Source organism: Gardnerella vaginalis ATCC 14018 = JCM 11026, from assembly GCF_001042655.1.
Lineage (GTDB): Bacteria > Actinomycetota > Actinomycetes > Actinomycetales > Bifidobacteriaceae > Bifidobacterium > Bifidobacterium vaginale.
Genome location: NZ_AP012332.1, coordinates 1,393,502 through 1,413,551, shown reverse-complemented (window position 1 = coordinate 1,413,551; position 20,050 = coordinate 1,393,502). Strand labels below are relative to the sequence as shown.

Genomic DNA, 20,050 nt, shown 5'->3' with positions numbered 1-20,050 from the left:
GTTTGTCATTGTATATATTTTCGCAAAAAAGGGGGATTGTTCTATGCTTATGAATTCTGATATTTTCAGCGTGTTTGATAGCGATTGGTGTATAACAGAAGATTCATATTGCTCTGAAAAAAATTTACAATATGAGAGTTTGTTTGCATTATCAAATGGTTATTTAGGAATTCGTGGTGCTCATGAAGAAGGAACTAGTGTTTCTCTTCCTTATGTGTATATAAACGGCATATTTGATAAATCCGAAACTTTTATGAAAGAGCTAGCAACATTACCTAATTGGTTAGGCGTTCGCTTATATCTTGAGAAGCAGTGTATAGGTATTGAAGATTGTGAAATTATACAATATCGTAGATGGCTCGATATGAAACGTGCTTGTCTACGACAATATATTGTGTTGCGTGATAAAAAAGGGCGTGATACGCAGATTGATACATTGCGATTTGTGAGTCGCGCTCATCGTAATCGTATGGCAGTTGTGGTTCGAGTAATTCCATTAAATTACAATGGTTTGTTGGAAATAGAACACACTATTGATGGTTCTATTATCAATTTTTGCGATGCTCCACGATTTAAAGTAAAGCATACAGAGCTAATACGTAATAATAGTTTAAGTTCTGATGGTACGTATTTAGAAGTGGCTACACGTGATGACAATATTCATGTTGCAGTTGGTGCAAGATTGTTGGGATATGAATGCGACAATAATTTTGAGTCTACTGTAAACATATTACAGAATCGTTGTTTTCATGCTTTTGGAGAACGAGGTGTTGAATTTTGTGACGTTTCTGTTCAATGCAAAAAACCTATTATTCTCGTGAAATATGTTGCAGTAAAAGATAGTAGAGATACACCTGTTGATCATTTGTTTGAAGATGTAGAGTCAGAAATAAATGCAATGATTCTTGATGGTGTAGAAAAAGAACTGCAAAATCATATCGCGGTGTATGAGAAGATGTGGGATCACGCGGATATTGAAATTGTAGGAGATAATGAATTAAATCGTGCAATACGATTCAATATTTTTCATCTTATGAGTTCTGCGAATGAAGAAGATAATAGAGTTAATATTGGTGCTAAGTTATTAAGTGGAGAGGAATATGGAGGGCACGCTTTCTGGGATAGCGAGTTGTTCATGTTGCCATTCTTTGCTTTTGTGTTTCCAAATACTGCGCGTAAGTTAGAAGAGTATAGATATAATCTTTTACCAGCAGCTAAGAGGAATGCGAAAAAGAATGGACTACTAGGGGCTCAGTACCCATGGGAGTCAGCTGATGACGGATCTGAACAATGCCCAGATTGGACGATTGAGCCAGATGGTACTTGTTATCGTTGCTATGTTGCGCAATATGAGCAGCATGTGACTGCTGCAATTGCTTTTGGTGTTGCTAAGTATTTGCAAATTACTCATGATCACGAATTTTTATATTCAAAAGGAATAAATATTTTATTAGAGACTGCTCGTTTTTGGGTAAGTCGTTGTGAGTGGGTAGAAAAATATTCTCGTTATGAGATTAATCAAGTTACAGGTCCTGATGAATGGCATGAGCCAGTTAATAATAATACATATACAAATTATCTAGCGCGTTGGAATATACGTTATTCTTTGCAACTATTATCACAAATAAAAGTGGCAAAACCTGAAAAGTATAGTGAAATTATTCATAATTCTGACCTTACTCAAGAGGAGATTGCTCATTGGAAGTATGTAGCAGATCACATATATCTTCCGAAAGATTGTAATGGAATTATTGAGCAATTTGAGGGATACTTTAATTTGAAAGATGTAGTTATTAGTCAATATGATGAGAATGATTGGCCAATTCGTCCATCTGCATTGAAAGAGTATCCAGTAGAGAAAACTCAGATTATTAAACAGCCTGATGTTGTGATGCTAATGCATCTTTTGAGGAATGAGTTTTCTGAAGAAGTGGTAAAAAACAATTATCATTTTTATGAAGCTAGGACGCTACATGGTTCTTCTCTTAGTCCTAGTATCCATGCCATTATGGGTCTTGTAGTTGGAGATGACTCTAAAGCATATCGTTATATAAAGAGGTCTGCTACACTCGATTTACTTAATTTACAGGGTAACACACGCGAAGGGATACATGCTGCTAATGCTGGTGGAGTGTGGCAAACTGTTATTTTTGGATTTGCTGGCATAAATATTAATGCTGAAAATGTATTGACTATAGATCCTAAACTTCCATCTCGATGGAAGTCTATAGTTTTCAGATTGCATTATGCTGGTAGATGGTTGGAAATAAATATATCAGCAGATAAAGTTGAAGTTCACATGTTGCAAGGTAGCAGCATGAAAATTCTAATACATGGTGCACCAGTAGTTATAAATGGGTGTGCTGAGGATGGTATGTAGTATGCGTCGTAAATTGGCAATAATTGGTTTAACTGTTGTTACTGCTATATGGGGTGGTGGATTTGTAGCAAGTGATATAGCACTAGGCTCATTTGCACCAATGCAAATAATGACAATACGATTTGCTATTGCTGCATTGGTTATGCTTGTAATCTCTGCTAAGCAATTTACTGTCATTAATTATAAGGAGATTTTAGCTGGCGTAGGTATGGGTGTAGCTTTGTTTGCAGGTTTCTCCTTACAAACATTTGGGCTTCAGTATACAACGCCATCAAAAAATGCTTTTATTACTTCTCTGAATGTCGTAATTGTTCCTTTTTTGAGTATGTTTTTATTTAAAAAACGTGTAGGCTTGAAGGAGATTGTAGGAGCTATTTTATCCGTTTTAGGTGTCGCAATACTTTCTTTAAGTAATAATTTTACGATTTCCTTTGGTGATTTGCTGACATTGCTTTGTGCTTTAGGTTTTGCTAGTCAGATTGTCCTAACTGGAATATTTGTAAAAGTTTATAGACCTAATGTACTCAATTGTATACAAATGTGTACTGCGTTTTTATTGTCATTTGTTGTAATGCAATTTACTGGAGAATGCCATTGGATTGCCTCGCCAAACGGTTGGATTAGTGTAATTTATCTTGGTTTTATAAGTACGACTGTTTGCTATCTTCTGCAAACAGCATGTCAAAAATACGTTAATGAAACGCAATCAGCTATTGTGTTATCTTTAGAGGCGGTCTTTGGCACTTTATTCTCAATTATACTGCTTAATGAAATAGTAACCATTCGTATGATTATTGGCAGTGCAATTATTTTATGTGCGGTGCTCATTTCTAGTCTTCCTTCATCATTTATACGTCGTTCAACAAAGGAGTGATATAACAATGTATAAGTACGAGGCTGTTATTTTTGATTTAGATGGAGTTATTTGTAAAACTGACAAGTATCATTATCTTGCTTGGAAACATATAGCAGACGAACTAAATATTGAATTTAATCAAGAGATAAACAAACGCTTACTTGGCGTTAGCAGAATGGAAAGTTTTGATATTATTCTTGAGAAGTACCAAGGTCAAATGACTGACAAAGAAAAAATAAAGTGGACGGATCAAAAAAACGAATATTATCGTAGTATGCTTTCTCAGATGAGCCCAGATGACATATTGCCAGGAGTAAAAGAAGTTATGGAGTCGCTTCGTTGTGATGGAATAAAATTGGGGCTTGGATCATCTAGTAAAAATGCTAAGTATATTCTTCATCAGATTCAACTTGATGATTATTTTGATGGAGTGTGTGATGGTAATGATATTACACACTCAAAGCCAAATCCAGAGGTTTTTGTTAAAACTGCGCAATTATTGCAGTGTGAGGCATCTAGGTGTCTTGTTGTAGAAGATGCCATAGCTGGAATTGAAGCGGCCCATGCTGGATGTATGGATTGTGCTGCTTTTGGTAGTATTGCAATTTCATCACTAAAAGCTGAGTATAATATCCATGCATTTAGCGATTTGCTAGCAGTATTTCGTAAGTAAATGGGGTTTAACAATGGTAGAAAGTGTTAATGATTGGGAGAACCCTTCGTTGACTGGTAAAAATAGATTACCGGCTCGAGCATATTTCTTAAGTTATGAGTGTTCTAGTTTAGCAAAAACTTATAAGCGTGAATTTGCGCATGGATATGTATGTTTAAATGGAAAATGGAAATTTGCATTATTGAAAAGTCCCAATTCTGTCCGAAAGTATATGAAAACAGAATTACAATCCAATTGGGATGAAGTAAATGTTCCTCATATGTGGCAGTTTGATGGTTATGGTCAACTGCAATATACTGACGAAGCATTTCCTTTTCCTGTTGATCCTCCTAGAGTTCCAACTTTGACTCCAACGGCTGTTTATCAGAAGGAAATAATAATTTCATCTATTGACGATGATGAAGAGATTATTTTGCGTTGCGACGGTATTGAAAGTTATGGTGAAGTCTATCTAAATGGCAGATATGTTGGAATGACAAAAGGATCGCGTCTTTCTGCTGAATTTGATATTACTGAAGCCGTAGTTGAAGGCACGAATTTATTCTCTATCGTTGTAATGCAATATTGCGATGGAACGTATCTTGAAGATCAAGATATGTGGTGGGCTAGTGGAATTTTTCGTGATATATATGTATATCGTAGACCAAAGGTACATTTGAAAGATTTCTTCGCTCGCACTCATTTATTAGATGATGGTAGAGCCTGTTTATCTTTTGACGCTACAATAAGCGGAACTTCTTCTTTTTCATGCAGTATTGAGGATAATGGTATTGTTGTTTCGCGTATTGAGCAAAAGGTTCCAAATGGAGAAGTACATACAAAAATGTATATTGACAATCCGCATCTTTGGAATCCTGAAGACCCATATTTATATGACATGGTAATTACTGTTACAAGTGATACTGGATCTAACGAAGTTGTGTCGCATCGTCTTGGGCTCGTTGAAATAAGCATTAAAGATGGTCTCATGTATCTTAATGGTAAGTATTTTGTTATGCATGGAGTTAATCGTCATGATTTTGATCAGAATAAAGGTCGTGCTATTGATATTGCTGATGTGAAACATGAGCTTATAATGATGAAACAGCATAATATAAATGCAATACGCACTTCTCATTATCCTAATGATCCTAGGTTTTATCAATTATGTGATGAGCTTGGTTTTATGGTTGTTGCTGAAACTGATCTCGAATGTCATGGGTTTGAACATGTTGGTAATATCTCCATGATTAGTGATGATTCTGATTGGCAACTAGCTTATGTGTCACGCATTGAACGTGAAGTGTTTCAAGAGCGTAATCATGCGTGTATTGTTATGTGGTCTCTTGGTAATGAATCGGGGTTTGGATGTAATTTCCGGGCTATGTACCATAGATGCAAAGAGCTTGACCCAACGCGACCAGTACATTATGAGGAAGATAGGTTTGGTGAAGTTGTTGATGTTCTTTCAACTATGTATTCGAGAGTTTCTCAAATGAATGATTTTGGTGAACATCCAACAAAAAAGCCAAGAATATTGTGTGAATATGCACATTCTATGGGCAATGGTCCTGGTGGGTTACAGGAATATCAGAAGGTTATTGATTGTTATCCTAGTATTCAAGGGCATTTTGTTTGGGAATGGTGTGATCATGGAATTGCTCAAGTTGATTCGCAGGGTCGTTCATATAATGCGTATGGCGGAGATTTCCATGATTACCCAAATGATGGCAACTTTAGCATCGATGGTCTTGTTTTTCCATGGAAAGCGGCAAGCCCTGGTCTATTAGAGTATAAACAGGTTTTATGTCCAGTTCATGTAGATTTAGATGGTGAATATATAGTTATAACCAATAAGCGTTATTTTACTGACCTTGATGATATTCGTATTGATCTTTCATTGAGTGAGAATGGTCATGCCATCTATAATACGACTATCTCTCCAGGAGAGTTACATCCTTCTAATACGATACGTGTGAAATTAAATATTCCTAAACTAGGTTCAAATGTTGGAGAGTTATTAATAACTGCTTATGTTTATAGTTTGCATCGTTATTGGTGGAATGATGAGCATTCTCCGCTTGGTGTATATCAGTATTGTTATCGGGCTGGTAATATAGAACTACCATGTTCGCAAGAAAAATGTTCTGTATTTCGACCAGATATTAAAGTTGATGAAGACTATATTACTATCACATCGAAATCGCAGAAATATGTGTTTGACAGAATTTCTGGTGATCTCATACATTGGTACAATGCTTCCCATGATATGATTAAAACTCCGATTCATTTTGATATTTGGCGACCTCTTATTGATAATTATCGACAAGAGTACAATGAATTATGGAAGCCTAATTTCTTAGATATTATGCAATTAGATACTCGTTCCGTTAATTGGAAGAGTTGTGATGATATTGCTGAAGTCACTGTAGAACAGAGATTTGCTCCTCCTGTGTTATCGTTCGGAATGAAATTAAATAGTAGGTATGTTGTAAATTCGTCTGGAGTGCTTAATCTTGAAATATGCGCTGAAGCTTATGGTAGTTATAAAGATATTATTCCGCGTGTGGGATTAACTTTTGCTATGCCTCGAGAGTATGACAATATTACTTGGTATGGTCGTGGTCCGGGTGAAACATATCCAGATTCTTGTAGTTCTCAAGTTGTTGGACTCTGGGAAGCCAGTGTCGACGATATGATAACTCCATACGTTCGTCCGCAAGATTATGGAAACCATCAAAATACGCGGTGGGTATCTGTGCGTAATAGTAGTGGGGTAGGTATTTTAGTAACGCGTTTGTCTAGTAGTTCTATGACTGATGGATTCTCTTATTCTGCTTGGCCGTTTACTTCCAATACTATTGAACAGGCGAAGCATAGAAATGAATTACATGAAGATGATCTTGTTACAATAAATCTCAATGATCAAATATTGGGTTTGGGATCTAACTCATGGGGCAGTGAGGTTTTAGATTCTCATAGAATTCGTTTTGAGAATTGTAATTTCGCTTTTTCCTTTATGCCTATTTGCGATAATGCAACAATGGATTGATATGAAAAGAAAGATATTATGCGTATTTATAACGATGTTTCAGAATTTGAAGTATGTATAAATGGAAGTCGAAAATGGAAGCGTTTTATTGAGGCTATTGGTAAGGTCAAGTGTTTATCTAATGATGAGGCTTACTCTATAGGGGATTCTATTACATTTTGGACTCATGATTTACGATGCGTTGTTGAAAAACGGTTTATAGGTTCGAGACGATATCAAACTGCGTTGTATTCTGTAAGCGGTACTGCTTATATTGATATTGCTGATAAAGGAAAGTTGCTACCAGTTGAGCGTTACAGTGATTTAAACGATCGTGAATATTTCGTAGGTTCTGGAGAGACCGTTCAGTTACATGAAGGCGGCATTCTTCTTATTGATATGTCAGAGGCGTTTAAAATACTTCAGCAATCTTATGGCGTATTGATGCAGGCTCAGGTGACGGTTGAAGGTTTTAGCTTCCCCAATAAGTGAATACAATGTGTACTGCGTAGTCTATATATTCACTTCGCATAAAATTTTTGTATGTCATATACAAATGTGTTATGCAAATAATGTAATGAGTTATATATCTGAAGACATGGATTGTATAGGGTAGTATGACAAAGCTTCCTTAGACTTTTTAATCCATAATTCTGGAGTATTTAAGAATTCGTTCATACCTTTCCATGCTGCCCCTAATGCTGATGCATTACCTGGAACAATAGATTTCATTATTTCTATAGATGACCAGTTTGAGCATATTGCTCTTTCTTTAATAGTCTCAATTATTTTATCTTTTACAGAATCGAAAATTTCTGAATATATTCCATCAAATATAAAAACTGGCATGTCAAATATATTTATAAATGATGATATTGCTATTCCAAGCTTTTCTGCTGCTATATTTGCGGCTCGAGTTGCAGCAGGCTCATTTCTGAATAGTGCTGCATAAAAATTATTTATCGATGCATTTTCTCCTAGTTTTCCTTCCCTTATTAAGGCTCGACTTCCAGCAAAGCTTTCTAAACAGCCTGTATGCCCACACGAACAATTAGATTTTCCCGATGATACAAAAACGTGCCCGAACTTTCCGCCCCAATTATTGCACCCTTGTTCAAAAGTGTTATTTTTTATTAATGCTGTGTCTATGCTATTGCCGCTATGTATATAGAGAAAATTCGGTATTGTATTACCTTTTTTGTTTCTTAAATAGATTTCTGCATATGCTCCAGCTGCAGCAAGGTCTATAAATGATATTGGTATGAATTCTAAGTTATTATCTTTGTCGTTCTTATTGTAGAAGTCAGATAAATCAACGTGGTTCCATTTAAGATTTGGGCTTGATATTTTGTGTTGTTCAGTTGTATTCATTAAACCGCTAATTGCTATAGATATTGATACTGTTGGAAGATTTGCTTTTTGCAATTTTTGCTTCGTTGAGTAAATAATGTTTTTGATTTTTTTCAATATTATTGTAGGATTTGTGTCATTTATTTGTTCATAATATCTTGAAAGAATATTTCCAGATATGTCTATTACACAGGCTTCCAAATTTGATTTTGATAAAGATAATCCTATTGATGCATAAGTATGTAATGATGGGGTCAGTGGTACTGCTGGTCTTCCTGATCCAGTTATTTCTGAATGTAATTCGCTAATTATTCCATATTCTATTAGTGAATCTACCAAACGTGTAAGAGTTGACCTATTTAATCCAGTTATTCTTGCTAATTCTGCTCTAGAATAATGTTTGTTGCTTGAAGTCAGTGTGTTAGCTATTAACGTCAAATTATGGTTTCGAATGGATTTTGACCGTGCTGGATCGAGTCGATTATTGTATAGCGACATCGCGCTTGTGTGTTTACTGTAATCCATCAACTGCATATATATAGTATGCCGTACATGTTGGAATTGTTAAGATATTTTTGTTGCTCGTGTAGACAAAGTTAATTATTTGACGTATTATGTTGCATAAAGCAATTAAACCTGACGATGGTGTTGGGAGGTAATATGAGTATTCATAAATTGGTAGCGGGTGTTGACTCTTCTACTCAATCATGCAAGATAGTTATTCGCGATTTGAAAACTGGCGCATTAGTAAGGTCTGGTTCTGCCAAGCATGGTCGAGGTACTGAAATAAATCCTTATGTTTGGCGTAATGCTTTTGATGAAGCTGTTAAACAAGCCGGCGGATTGGATGATGTAGTCGCTATATCTATAGCAGGTCAACAGCATGGTATGGTTGCGCTTGACAACAATGGTAACGTAGTTAGAGATGCTATTTTATGGAATGATACAAGATCTGCAATTGATGCGTATGAATTAATAAACGAATTTGGAAATGGTTCTACTGAAAATGGAAAATTAAAATGGGCTAAGTCTGTCGGTAGTGTTCCAGTCGCATCTTTAACCATTACCAAACTCAGATGGATGAATCGTGAAGAACCTGATAATCTAAAGAGAACTGCAGCTATTGCACTTCCTCATGATTGGCTTACTTGGGTTTTAAAAGACGGTAAAGACATAAATACTTTAACAACTGATCGTTCAGAAGCATCTGGAACTGGATATTTTTCTTCAGAAGATAATGAATACAAGAGAAGTATAATCTCTATGGCTGCTGGATATGATTTTGCAAGTAAAGTTGTTTTACCTCGAGTGGTAGGACCTCATGAGTGTATCGGTGAATCAAATATTTGTGGCGTTAATATGAAGATTGGTCCAGGAGCTGGAGATAATGCAGCTGCTGCTCTTGGGTTGGGTCTAAAGCCAGGGGAAGTTGTTTTATCTATTGGTACTTCTGGGGTTGTGTCTTTGGTGTCTAAAGTTCCAATTCACGATTCAAAAGGATATGTTACGGGTTTTGCAGATGCTACAGGAAATTATTTGCCACTTGTTTGTACGTTAAACGCATCTAGAGTAATTGATTCGTTTAGGCAAATTTTGCATATGACACATGAAGAATTTTCGCATTCTGCTTTGTGTGCTCCTCCTGGATCAGAAGGATTGGTTGTTCTTCCATATTTTGAAGGAGAAAGAACGCCGAATTTGCCAGATGCGACTGGTGCAATACATGGAGTTACTTGTGAGAATTTTACTCCTTCAAATATTGCACGTGCTGCGATTGAAGGAATGCTATGCGGAGTTGGTGTCGGAATAAAAGCTATGACATCTCTAGGAATGAAAGTTAATAAGATTAATCTTATAGGAGGCGGCGCTCAGTCTGAGGCTGTTAGAAGAATTGCTCCATGCGTTCTTGGATTGCCTGTCAGTGTACCAGAATATAGCGAATATGTTGCGGATGGAGCTTCAAAACAAGCTGCGTGGGTTTATTGTGGTGGTTCTGAGCCTCCAGAATGGGTGCCTAGATTGTCTAGTGAGTATATAGGTGATTATGTTCCATTTATTGCAGAGCGATTTAATGAAGTTTCTGAACGTTTTATAACGCGTTCAGAAGCTGTAGATTGTATGGCAATAGATACGATAAAACATTGAAATCAATATATATCGATAATCGTAAAAAATAATATTTATAGTTTATAAATTAAAAAATCATATGCATCACTAATCAAAGGAGAATAAGATGCGTAAATCAATGAAAGTAACATTGGCAACGATGCTGACTGTTGCGTTTTTAGCTCCTATGTCAGCATGTGGATCAGGTGGTCTAATAGGATCAAAGCAATCGTCAAAAAATGGAAAAATAAAAATGGTTCTTGTTGCCAAGCAAGAGGGAATTCCATGGTTTGATGATATGCGAAGTGGTGTTGAACGTTTTGGTAAAGATCATGAAGGAGAAGTTGAAGTTAAACAAATTGCTCCAGATTCTGGTGATTCTGCAAAGCAGGCTCAGATGATTTCTGATTTAATTTCGCAAAACGTCAAAGCTATTGTTGTTGTTCCAAATGATCCTCAAGCTCTTAAGCCAGTAATAAAGCAAGCTAAGGCTAAAGGCATAGTTGTTATTTCTCACGAAGGTGGCAATATTGCTGATGATGTTGACTATGATATAGAAGCATTTAAGAATAAAGACTTTGGTGAGGGATTCTGCAAGCCTCTTGCTGATGGAATAGGTGGTAAGGGCAAGATAGCAGCGATAGTTGGTTCAAAGACGATGGAAACACATATGGCTTGGTACAAGGCATGTAAGTCTTTGATAGAAAAAGAATATCCAGATATTTCATTCGTATCTGACGAACCGTATGAAGATAACAATAATGATGATACTGCTCGAAAGGTTTCAACGGAGATACTTAATGCGCATCCAGATTTGAAAGGACTATTTGGCACATCCGTTTCTGCAGGAGCTAATATGGCTGCTGTTTTGAAAGAGCGAGGAAATAAAAACGTATTTGTTTCTTCTCTTGGTATTCCATCTGTTGATATGCCTTACATAAATGAAGGTTGGGTTAAGTATGCTAAAGCTTGGCGTCCTGCTGATGCTGGTTACGCAGCTCTATCTCTTGCATATAACAAGATTAAGGGCAAGAAGATTAGTAATGGTACAAACCTAAATGTAAAAGGTTATGAAGATATTCAAGTTGATGGTCATCAAGTAAGAGGTAATGCTCCTATGGTTCTTAAGAAAGGTGATTTCCCAGACGGAAAGTATCCTTTCTAATCTTTTAAGTTTCATAGTGATTCAAGAATAAAGGTGATGGACATGCGTCTAAAGGCAATGAATATTTTTAAAAGTTTTGGTGGAGTGCATGCTTTAAAAAATATTAATTTTGATATTTCTAGTGGTGAAGTTCACTGCTTAGCTGGTGGCAATGGATGCGGTAAATCAACGATAGTTAAGATTTTATCCGGAGTTTTGCGACCTGATTCTGGAAGTATTGAAGTTGATGGTGAGAATTATTCTGCTTTAACTGCTAGACAAGCAATCGATCTCGGTATAGCTGTTATTCATCAGGATTTATCATTGTTTAACACGATGACGGTAAAGGATAATATTTGTTTGCCAGAGCAAGTCCATCACCGCAGATTTTTTATAAATAATTCTTTGGCTGATAAGGTTGCAAAAGAAGCACTCGAACGTATAGGAGCTAATATTAATTGTTATGAAAGAGTAGAGAATTTATCAATGGCTGCTCGTCAGCAGGTAGCTATTGCTAGAGCATTAGTGCTTAATGCAAAAGTTATTTTTATGGATGAACCTACTACTGCTCTTACTTATTCAGAAGTTGAAGAATTATTGAAGACTATAGAAAATCTAAAATTGAATGGAGTTTCTGTAGTCTTTATATCGCATAAGCTTGATGAAGTTTTTTCTGTTGCAGATAGAATCACAGTATTTAGATCTGGTGAATTAGTTGGAACTTATAATGCAAAGGACTTAAATCCTAGAAAATTATCTTCTCTTATGATTGGTCATGATGTTCAATTCGGTATTCCTAATAATTATGACATGAACAAGGAAGTTGTTCCAACATTAAATATGGAAGATGTAAAAGCTTCTAGAGTTAATGGCGTTACTTTGAGTGTAAATCCTGGTGAAGTAGTTGGATTTAGTGGATTGCTTGGTTCTGGCAGAACAGAAACAGCACTTGCTCTATTTGGACTTAATCATATAACTAGTGGTTCTGTGAAGATTAATGGAAAAATTGTTGATATAAATAATCCTCGTGATGCTATAGAAAGAGGTATCGCTTTAGTTCCTGAAGATAGGTATAAGCAAGGTCTTTTCCAAGATAGTAATCTTTTAAGTAATTGTGCTTCTGCAATTTTGAGTAGGATATCTAACTGTTTTGGAATTGTAAATCAAAATGAAGAAAAAATAGTTGGGGATGAAATCCTCAATGATTTGCAAGTTAATACACATGATCTCAGTTTGTTGGCTAAATCTTTATCTGGAGGTAACCAACAAAAAGTTCTTTTAGGTAAGTGGGTTGCAACTAACCCAAAGCTGTTGATATTAGATTCTCCAACCGTTGGTGTTGATGTTGGATCTAAATCTCAAATTTATCAGATCATACGCAGACTAGCTGAGAAAGGCATATCGGTTATAGTTATATCTGATGAGGAAGAAGAGCTCCTTGCTGTTTGCAATAAAATTTACATTTTTAAACAAGGAAAAGTTTCTACTCAAATAACTGGTGATGAATTAGAACCTGGATTTTCTAAGATTTTCAGGGAATCTACAGATAGGGATAATTCTCATGAATCCAATGAGAGTTTTATATCTTCTTCAGACAAATCTGTTTCTTTTGTTCAAAATGGAGGTGCGTTGTGATCCCAAAATTAAGATCATTGTTGCCTAATGTAAAACGACCAAATTCTATGGAAAAGACATTGCTCACAATAATAATTTTGTATGCCATGACTGTTTCTGTTGTGAATAAGCACTTCTTTACATTGGGAACTCTTGCAGATTTGACGCGTAATGGTGCAACAATGGCGATACTTGCTGCAGGAGTATACGTTATTATGATTGCTGGAGGTATTGATGTATCTTTTCCAGCTGTAGCTATTATGTCTGGATATACATCAGTTGTATTTGCTGTTAACGCTAAGATAAACTCAATCTTAGTTATTCTTATTATTGCTGCTGTTATAGGAGCAGTTCTAGGAGCTATAAACGCACTTTTAATTCATTGGCTTGAATTACCAACATTTATAGTTACATTGGGAACATCTTCTATTTTTTATGGGTTAATGACAACTACGGTTGGAACTAAACCAGTTACTATCAGTAAGATGCCATCTTCTTTATTAGAATTTGGAAGATGTAATATTGTTTCCTTCACAGTGAATGGTCAGCAAAATGGTATTTCCATATTCTTCCTAATATCTATATTTGTCTACATATTTGTATGGTTTATTATGAATCATACTTCTTTGGGACACAGTATTTACGCTATAGGTAATTCGGAGGAGTTTGCAAGACGTGCTGGTCTGCCAGTTCTTGGTATAAAACTATTCATTTATCCTCTTATGGGTGTTTTAGCTGCAATAATGGCAATTATTTCATTCGCCAATTTAAAGTTTGTTGACCCAACAAGCATTATGGGTACAGAGTTAACTGTTATTGCTGCAGTGGTTATAGGGGGAACTAGAATTACTGGCGGATATGGTACATTATTTGGCACTTTTCTTGGCGTTGCCTTAACGCAATTACTTAATAATACTCTTGTCTTTTTGGGATTGAAATCATCGTGGAACAATCTATTTATTGGCGGAGTGATGATTGCTGCAGTAGTTGCGATTTACTATGGAGAGAAATTGCGTAATCGTAAGAATATGTCCTTTCTTGGCTGAAATTTGAAATAAATTTAAGATTGATTGGTTAAATTATGTTAAATCATTTATTGGCTGGATTAAATATATTCAATTTATCGAATATTAAACGTGTATGGTCAAATATTGAGCGCTCTAGTAAGGTTCTTTATTGTTCTGTTATATTAGTTTGTCTTATATTTTATATTTTATTAGGCGATACTTTATATAACTGGAGTACTTTACAATCAATGGGTTTCCAAATAGGTGAGTTTATGTTTCTTGCTTTAGCTATGGGACTTGTTGTATTAACTGGTGGCATTGATTTATCTGTAGTTGCGAATATGAACGTTGCTGCAATAGTTATTGCATGGATATTGTCGGGATCTGAATTGGGCAGAATTGGTTCGCCAATCTTATCTATAGTTATCGCTGTTGTACTTGGTCTTCTTTCCGCAATTGTATGTGGTGTTATTAATGGGTGTTTAGTTAGCATGGCTGGAGTGAATCCTATTGTTGCTACATTGGGCACGCAACTTTTATTTGCAGGCATTGCAACAGCTGCTACCAATGGCTCATCTATAGGAGTATCTGTGATTGATTATTCTATGTTTGGAATATCATCTGTAGCTGGTATTCCTACCGTGTTTTTGATTGGAATAATTAGTTATGCGATTACTGGATGGGTTGCCTCTCATACTAGATATGGTCGAGAACTATATTTCTATGGTTCAAATCCTGTAGCTTCTCTGTTCTCAGGGCATAGAGTTAATAGAACTATTATTATAACTTATGCAATTTCTGGTTTATTTGTTGCTATTGCAGCTCTTGTTATGGTTGCTAGGGTGAATTCAGCTAGAGTTGGTTTTGGTGGAACATATTTGCTTCAGGCGTTGTTGGTTGTAGTTCTTGCTGGATTTGATCCATTTGGCGGTAGAGGCAAGTTTGCCAATCTTTTCCTTTCAGTCATTATGCTTCAAGTTTTGCAAACTGGTTTTACTATATTAAACTTTTCTCCATTTATTAAAAATCTTACATGGGGAGCGGCTCTTATTTTTGTGATGATTGTCAATAGGCTTTTGGAGTATAAAACATCTGTAAATTGCAAATCATCACATGATACTAAAGATAATAATATTTCTAAAAAATAGTATTAATAACATGTAATTATGTTATTGAATTATTAGGGAAATTATTAAAACAAAGGAGTTTTTATGAATTCTAAAGATGTAGAATCTATTTTAAATGAGTTGCATCAAACTTTTGATGTTATGAACTATTCATCAATTGATGAAGTAATAGAAAAAATTAAATTTGCTAGACGAATAGTTTGTGCTGGTGTAGGTCGTGAAGGTCTTACATGTAGGGCATTTTGTATGAGATTAATGCATCTTGGGTATTCTAGTCATTGGATTTGGGATGACACAGCACCATCTATTTCTAAGGGAGATGTTTTCTTCTTTACTTGTGGATCTGGTGAGATTGAGCATTTGTTGACTGTTGCAAGATTGGCAAAAGAAAGTGGAGCAACATTGATATGTGTTACTGGTGTTCCAGATAGTAGTGCAGCTAAACTTTCTGATTTAACTATTTTTATACCTGCTTCTGTTTATAAGGGGAAGGGGGATTTGGTTCCTACGATTCACCCAATGGGAACATTGTGGGAGACGGCATCTTGGATATTTCTTGATTCTGTCATATATGCTATTCATAGCAGTGAATCAATTACGTATGAGGATATGTCTTATCGTCATCGAAACTACGAGTGATTTATGGTGGACAGTATAAGTATGTGCCCGTAGTTTTCTCCTATAGTGCGGCATGGAGTTTGTGCTTTTGCATAAGCTTCATGCCGTTTTGTTGTTTGATTGTGTACATGTTTTATTTTGCAGAAAATGATTGTAAAAGTTTGTCGGCACGTATAGACGACACGCCAATTAAATGCAAACCTTAAAAAAACCTGAAAGAATCTTAAAAAAATTCTATATACGGCGTGTCTTGGATATTTTTCTGTTTTTAAATATGATTAGTCGTAATTTTTACGTTTTATTGTGTATATTATTGTGAATTTTCAGAAAAACTTCAAAACAAACCTGAATGTAAGCTGAATGTTTTGGTTGATTTTTGTTAAAGCATGTTGTATCTTTTGAATCAGCAACCAGTGAATCCCTAGTTCAACTGGTGCTACGCGGGAAACCGCATAAGGCAAATTCTTTTTCGTGTTCCTAGCACGGAGGAGAAGAAGAAAGGAAATTAAAATGATGAATAAGAAGGTTATCGCCGCTTTCGCTGCTGGCGCCACCCTCCTCTCCGGTATGGCATTCGCCGCTCCAGCATTCGCTGCTGAGCCACAAGCTCCTAAGAAGGAAGAGTGCAAGCCAGCTGATGCTGCTAAGCTCGCTGAGCTTAAGAAGGCTGTTAAGGATGCTGATCGTAAGGCAACCAAGGCTGGTTATGATGCTGAAGATGCTCAGGCTAATTATGATAAGTCTGTCGCTGAGTACAATGCTAAGAAAGCTATTGCAGACAAGTATGATTCTACAATTGAGACTTATACTTCTGACAAGGCTAAGGCTGATGCTGAGCAGTATGGTGTTAAGAAGGCTCAGCTTAATGTAAAGGTTGCTGAGGATAAGGCTGCTTTTGAAGCTGCTAAGAAGGCTGCTGATGATTACAAAGATAATGCTGGTACCAAGACCTTTGATGGTGCGACTAAAGCAATTGATACTGCTGCTAAGGGTGATTTGACTGCTAAAGTAGGCAATGCTGTTTCCCGTGCTGAGCTTCTCGAAGCTAAGGCTAAGAAGGCTGATGCTGATAATGAGTTGAAGGAAGCTAAGGCTGCTCTTGCTAAGGCTCAGTGCACCCCAGCTCCAGCTCCACAGCCATCCAAGCCTGAAGCAAAGCCTGTTGTTCCTGGCGTTCATGTGAAGGCTGCTGATAAGGCTAAGGCTGTTGAGGCTGTGAAGACTGCTAAGTTGCATCTTGATGATGCTTTTGCTGCTTATACTAAGGATTATGCTGAGTATGTGAAGGCTAAGGCTACTTTGGCTGGTAAGGTAGCTGCTCAGGAAGCTGCTGAGAAGGCTTTGAAGGCTGCTCAGGATGCTTTGGAAGCTTACAATGTTTCTGCTAAGAATGATTCTGTTTTGGCTCAGCGTCTTGCTGATGCTGTAGATCGTGCTCAGGCTAAGGTTGTTTTTGCTGTTGCTGAGACTGCTAAGGCTAATAAGGATTATGCTGAGGCTAAGGCTAAGGCTGTTGCTTCTACTGCTAAGTATAATGCTGCTTTGGCTGAGTACAAGGCTTGCTATAACGATGCGGAGGCTTTCGGTGTTGAGGCTTCTAAGCTTCCTCCTGTTGTGACTTCTGATCCTTTGGCTCCTAATTTTGAGGATGTTCCAGGTGCTGCTAAGGCTATGAATGATGCTGCTAGTGGCAAGCTTGGTAAGGCTGCTCAGCAGGCTGCTGGTAAGAATGCTCCAGCTGCTGCTAAGGGTGAGCTTGCTGCTAAGGGTGCTAAGGGTCATGGTAAGTCTGGCGAGAAGCTTGGTAATGCTGGTGTTGGTGTTGCTTTGACTGCTTTGGCTGCTTCTATGCTTGCTGGTATGGGTGCTGCTGTTCGCAAGATGCGTCACTAAGCACTACCTACTTGGCTTTACTAAACTAAGAGCGTATGCTCCTGTAGTAGAGCTGAGTAAGTTGCAACTTCCAGTGGTTTGGTTTTACTAAGCCACTCGGGGGCTGGGTTCTCTCAGCCCCCATTTTCATATCTAGAATACCGTTGTTATATATTTATATGATGTATTTTGCTTTATGAGTATATATGCAGAAAATGATCTGCAAGTTGTAAAATGCAAATTATTCTAATAATGTGTGCATATTTTTACAACTAGAATTAAATGTTTGACAATGTGTATCGGATTATAATTTAATATCTAAGATTAATGTTTTATATCAAGGGAGATATTTTACTTATACTTATATTGCTAATATCTAGTTTACGTTGTAGTACGTTGTTTTCATAATGTGTATATATCAAATATTTTTATTTTTTAAAGTGAGTAAACATGGCAAGTCTTAATGATTTCAAATTGATTAATAAGCGTTCGGAAATATGCTTAGAAAATGCTATAGGAAAAGAACGCTTTTACAAGTTGTCTGATGCTGATAAAAAGAGATTTGGATTCTACTATCTAATATTAGGATTAACTACTGGCGTCGCTGACGCAGATGAAATTGAAAGAATGATAATCGATACTGACTATTGTAATAAAGTTCGTAAAACGAAGAATAATGATTTTGGTATTGATGCAGTATATATTAACGATGAAGAAAATAAAATTCTCCTTTACAATTTTAAATTTAGAGATAATTTCAGTCCTGTAAAAGGTGGGAAAATAAGTCCTATTCTTGATTCAACAAAATTCTTGAGTATGACTTTTAACAATAGTTTTGAAAATGTAGATGATAATTCTATAATTTCAAAAAATGTCATGAAAAGCATCAATGAAAAAATACATTCAGACTCTGCCTGGAATATTGAGTTAATTGTCGTATCAAATGAAAGTAATGGTACAGATGTTAATAAGCCAGAGATAGATTCTTTGATGAAAGACTATGATGTTAGTATAAAGTCAATATCATTGGACGATATTACTGGCTTCTTGCGAGATAAGAATTGTGAAATATCCTCAACCTTTGTTATTAATAAAGAATCATTTTTAGTTTATGAGTCTGATTCTTCTTCCTCGTCAAAATCTTACTTGGCTAAAATAGATATTGCTGATCTAATAAGAATTACATGTTCAGACGAAAATCTGAGGAATTCTCATGACTTTTATGATCATAATTCTGATCTTGAGAGAATAAAAGACATGAAGCTTGCTGTTGGCGTGTTGTATGAGAATGTTAGAGGATATTTAGGTCATTCCAAATACAATAAAAATATTATTAATACTTTGCGTAACACTCCAGATAAATTCTTTATGTTCAATAATGGTATAACCATCACAGCTAAGAATGTAAAAGTTGATTCCATTAATGCAAAAACAAAATATATATTCACGCTAGAAGATATGCAAATTGTAAATGGAGGACAGACCTTAAGAAGTATTTATGAGTTTAAAGACAGTGAATTTAAGGAAGAAAATCTAAAAGAAGCCTCAGTTTTAGTTAGGATCTTTAAAACCGAAGATAAAGAGGATCTAATAAATCAAATAGCCGAATATACTAATAGTCAAAATGCTATTTCTGATGTTGATCTTAAATCTATTAACAAGGTGCAAATAGATATAGAAAAGTTATTAGAAGAAAATAGAATAGGATATATTCGTAAAACTGGCGATATAGGAAAGTCTAATAACTTTGAGCGTCAGATAAGTAAGGAAAAATTAGCTCAGATTATTTATTCGTATAAGGGATATCCTGACAGGGCTACAAATCAGAAAAAGAAATTATTTGGAATTTATTATGATGAAATTTTCGCAGAAAATAAATCATTATTTGATGATTTAGTGAACTTAATAAATTTGTATTATAAAATAGAAGAAAAATATAAGGAACTATATGATGAAAATGATGTCTACAATCAGAAGATTCTATACATCATATATTTGCAAAGTAAAGGTGAAGATGATATTGAAGGGAATATACATCTTCTAGAAAAAGTCTTAGATGAATATAGGGCTAATGATGATATTTCTAAAGCTCGAAAGTTGATTCAAAAAGGATTTAAAGAATATTTGGATATTGAGAGGTGCAAAAAGAATGAATAATATTTTAAATATTTAGTCATGTCTTATTGTTAATAAGACATGAAGAAGTATTCATAAGACATAGTGCGCATACAGAATAAGCAATGTAGATTTATAAATTAAATTTACATTGCTTATTTTAAGAATGTGTTCTAAT

General features: G+C 35.7%; 14 protein-coding genes. 13 read left to right on the top strand and 1 reads right to left on the bottom strand.

Annotation, left to right across the window (positions count from 1 at the left end; translation table 11 throughout):
• Window positions 1-43: 43 nt before the first annotated feature.
• From GAVG_RS05330 to GAVG_RS05310, 5 genes are read left to right on the top strand one after another with little or no spacing between them, the layout of a single operon-like run.
• The gene (locus GAVG_RS05330; protein WP_009993820.1) at window positions 44-2,380 is read left to right on the top strand and encodes a glycoside hydrolase family 65 protein; all 2,337 of its coding nucleotides are present in this window, start codon (window positions 44-46) and stop codon (window positions 2,378-2,380) included.
• Window position 2,381: 1 nt separating this feature from the next.
• Window positions 2,382-3,254, top strand: coding sequence for a DMT family transporter (locus GAVG_RS05325; RefSeq protein ID WP_004138715.1), 873 nt, complete (start codon window positions 2,382-2,384; stop codon window positions 3,252-3,254).
• A gap of 7 nt (window positions 3,255-3,261) precedes the next feature.
• On the top strand, window positions 3,262-3,909 hold the full coding sequence (gene pgmB / locus GAVG_RS05320) for a beta-phosphoglucomutase (protein ID WP_004114408.1): 648 nt from the start codon (window positions 3,262-3,264) through the stop codon (window positions 3,907-3,909).
• A gap of 13 nt (window positions 3,910-3,922) precedes the next feature.
• Window positions 3,923-6,940: a glycoside hydrolase family 2 TIM barrel-domain containing protein gene (locus GAVG_RS05315; RefSeq protein WP_009993823.1), complete on the top strand. Its 3,018-nt coding sequence runs from the start codon at window positions 3,923-3,925 to the stop codon at window positions 6,938-6,940.
• Between the two features lie 18 nt (window positions 6,941-6,958).
• Window positions 6,959-7,411: a cryptic beta-D-galactosidase subunit beta gene (locus tag GAVG_RS05310; protein ID WP_009993824.1), complete on the top strand. Its 453-nt coding sequence runs from the start codon at window positions 6,959-6,961 to the stop codon at window positions 7,409-7,411.
• Window positions 7,412-7,501: 90 nt separating this feature from the next.
• Here GAVG_RS05310 and GAVG_RS05305 read toward each other — a convergent pair whose 3' ends face one another.
• Window positions 7,502-8,608 (bottom strand): ROK family protein, encoded by a 1,107-nt coding sequence (locus tag GAVG_RS05305; protein WP_226988335.1) that lies wholly within the window; start codon window positions 8,606-8,608, stop codon window positions 7,502-7,504.
• Between the two features lie 321 nt (window positions 8,609-8,929).
• Between GAVG_RS05305 and GAVG_RS05300 the strand changes: the two genes are divergently transcribed.
• The 8 genes from GAVG_RS05300 (at window position 8,930) to GAVG_RS05265 (ending at window position 19,914) form a co-directional block, all read left to right on the top strand.
• The gene (locus GAVG_RS05300; RefSeq protein ID WP_041160670.1) at window positions 8,930-10,414 is read left to right on the top strand and encodes a xylulokinase; all 1,485 of its coding nucleotides are present in this window, start codon (window positions 8,930-8,932) and stop codon (window positions 10,412-10,414) included.
• A gap of 88 nt (window positions 10,415-10,502) precedes the next feature.
• The gene (locus GAVG_RS05295; RefSeq protein ID WP_013399756.1) at window positions 10,503-11,540 is read left to right on the top strand and encodes a substrate-binding domain-containing protein; all 1,038 of its coding nucleotides are present in this window, start codon (window positions 10,503-10,505) and stop codon (window positions 11,538-11,540) included.
• Window positions 11,541-11,582: 42 nt separating this feature from the next.
• Entirely contained in the window at window positions 11,583-13,154 is a 1,572-nt protein-coding gene (locus tag GAVG_RS05290) for a sugar ABC transporter ATP-binding protein (RefSeq protein ID WP_004114425.1), read from the top strand.
• Window positions 13,155-13,201: 47 nt separating this feature from the next.
• The gene (locus GAVG_RS05285; RefSeq protein ID WP_016810457.1) at window positions 13,202-14,179 is read left to right on the top strand and encodes an ABC transporter permease; all 978 of its coding nucleotides are present in this window, start codon (window positions 13,202-13,204) and stop codon (window positions 14,177-14,179) included.
• Between the two features lie 233 nt (window positions 14,180-14,412).
• The gene (locus GAVG_RS05280) at window positions 14,413-15,288 is read left to right on the top strand and encodes an ABC transporter permease (protein ID WP_009993568.1); all 876 of its coding nucleotides are present in this window, start codon (window positions 14,413-14,415) and stop codon (window positions 15,286-15,288) included.
• A 63-nt stretch (window positions 15,289-15,351) separates the two neighbouring features.
• The gene (locus GAVG_RS05275; protein ID WP_009993566.1) at window positions 15,352-15,906 is read left to right on the top strand and encodes an SIS domain-containing protein; all 555 of its coding nucleotides are present in this window, start codon (window positions 15,352-15,354) and stop codon (window positions 15,904-15,906) included.
• Window positions 15,907-16,395: 489 nt separating this feature from the next.
• Window positions 16,396-17,778, top strand: coding sequence for a hypothetical protein (locus GAVG_RS05270; protein WP_009994296.1), 1,383 nt, complete (start codon window positions 16,396-16,398; stop codon window positions 17,776-17,778).
• A gap of 429 nt (window positions 17,779-18,207) precedes the next feature.
• Entirely contained in the window at window positions 18,208-19,914 is a 1,707-nt protein-coding gene (locus GAVG_RS05265) for an AIPR family protein (RefSeq protein ID WP_009994298.1), read from the top strand.
• The last annotated feature ends 136 nt before the right edge of the window (window positions 19,915-20,050 follow it).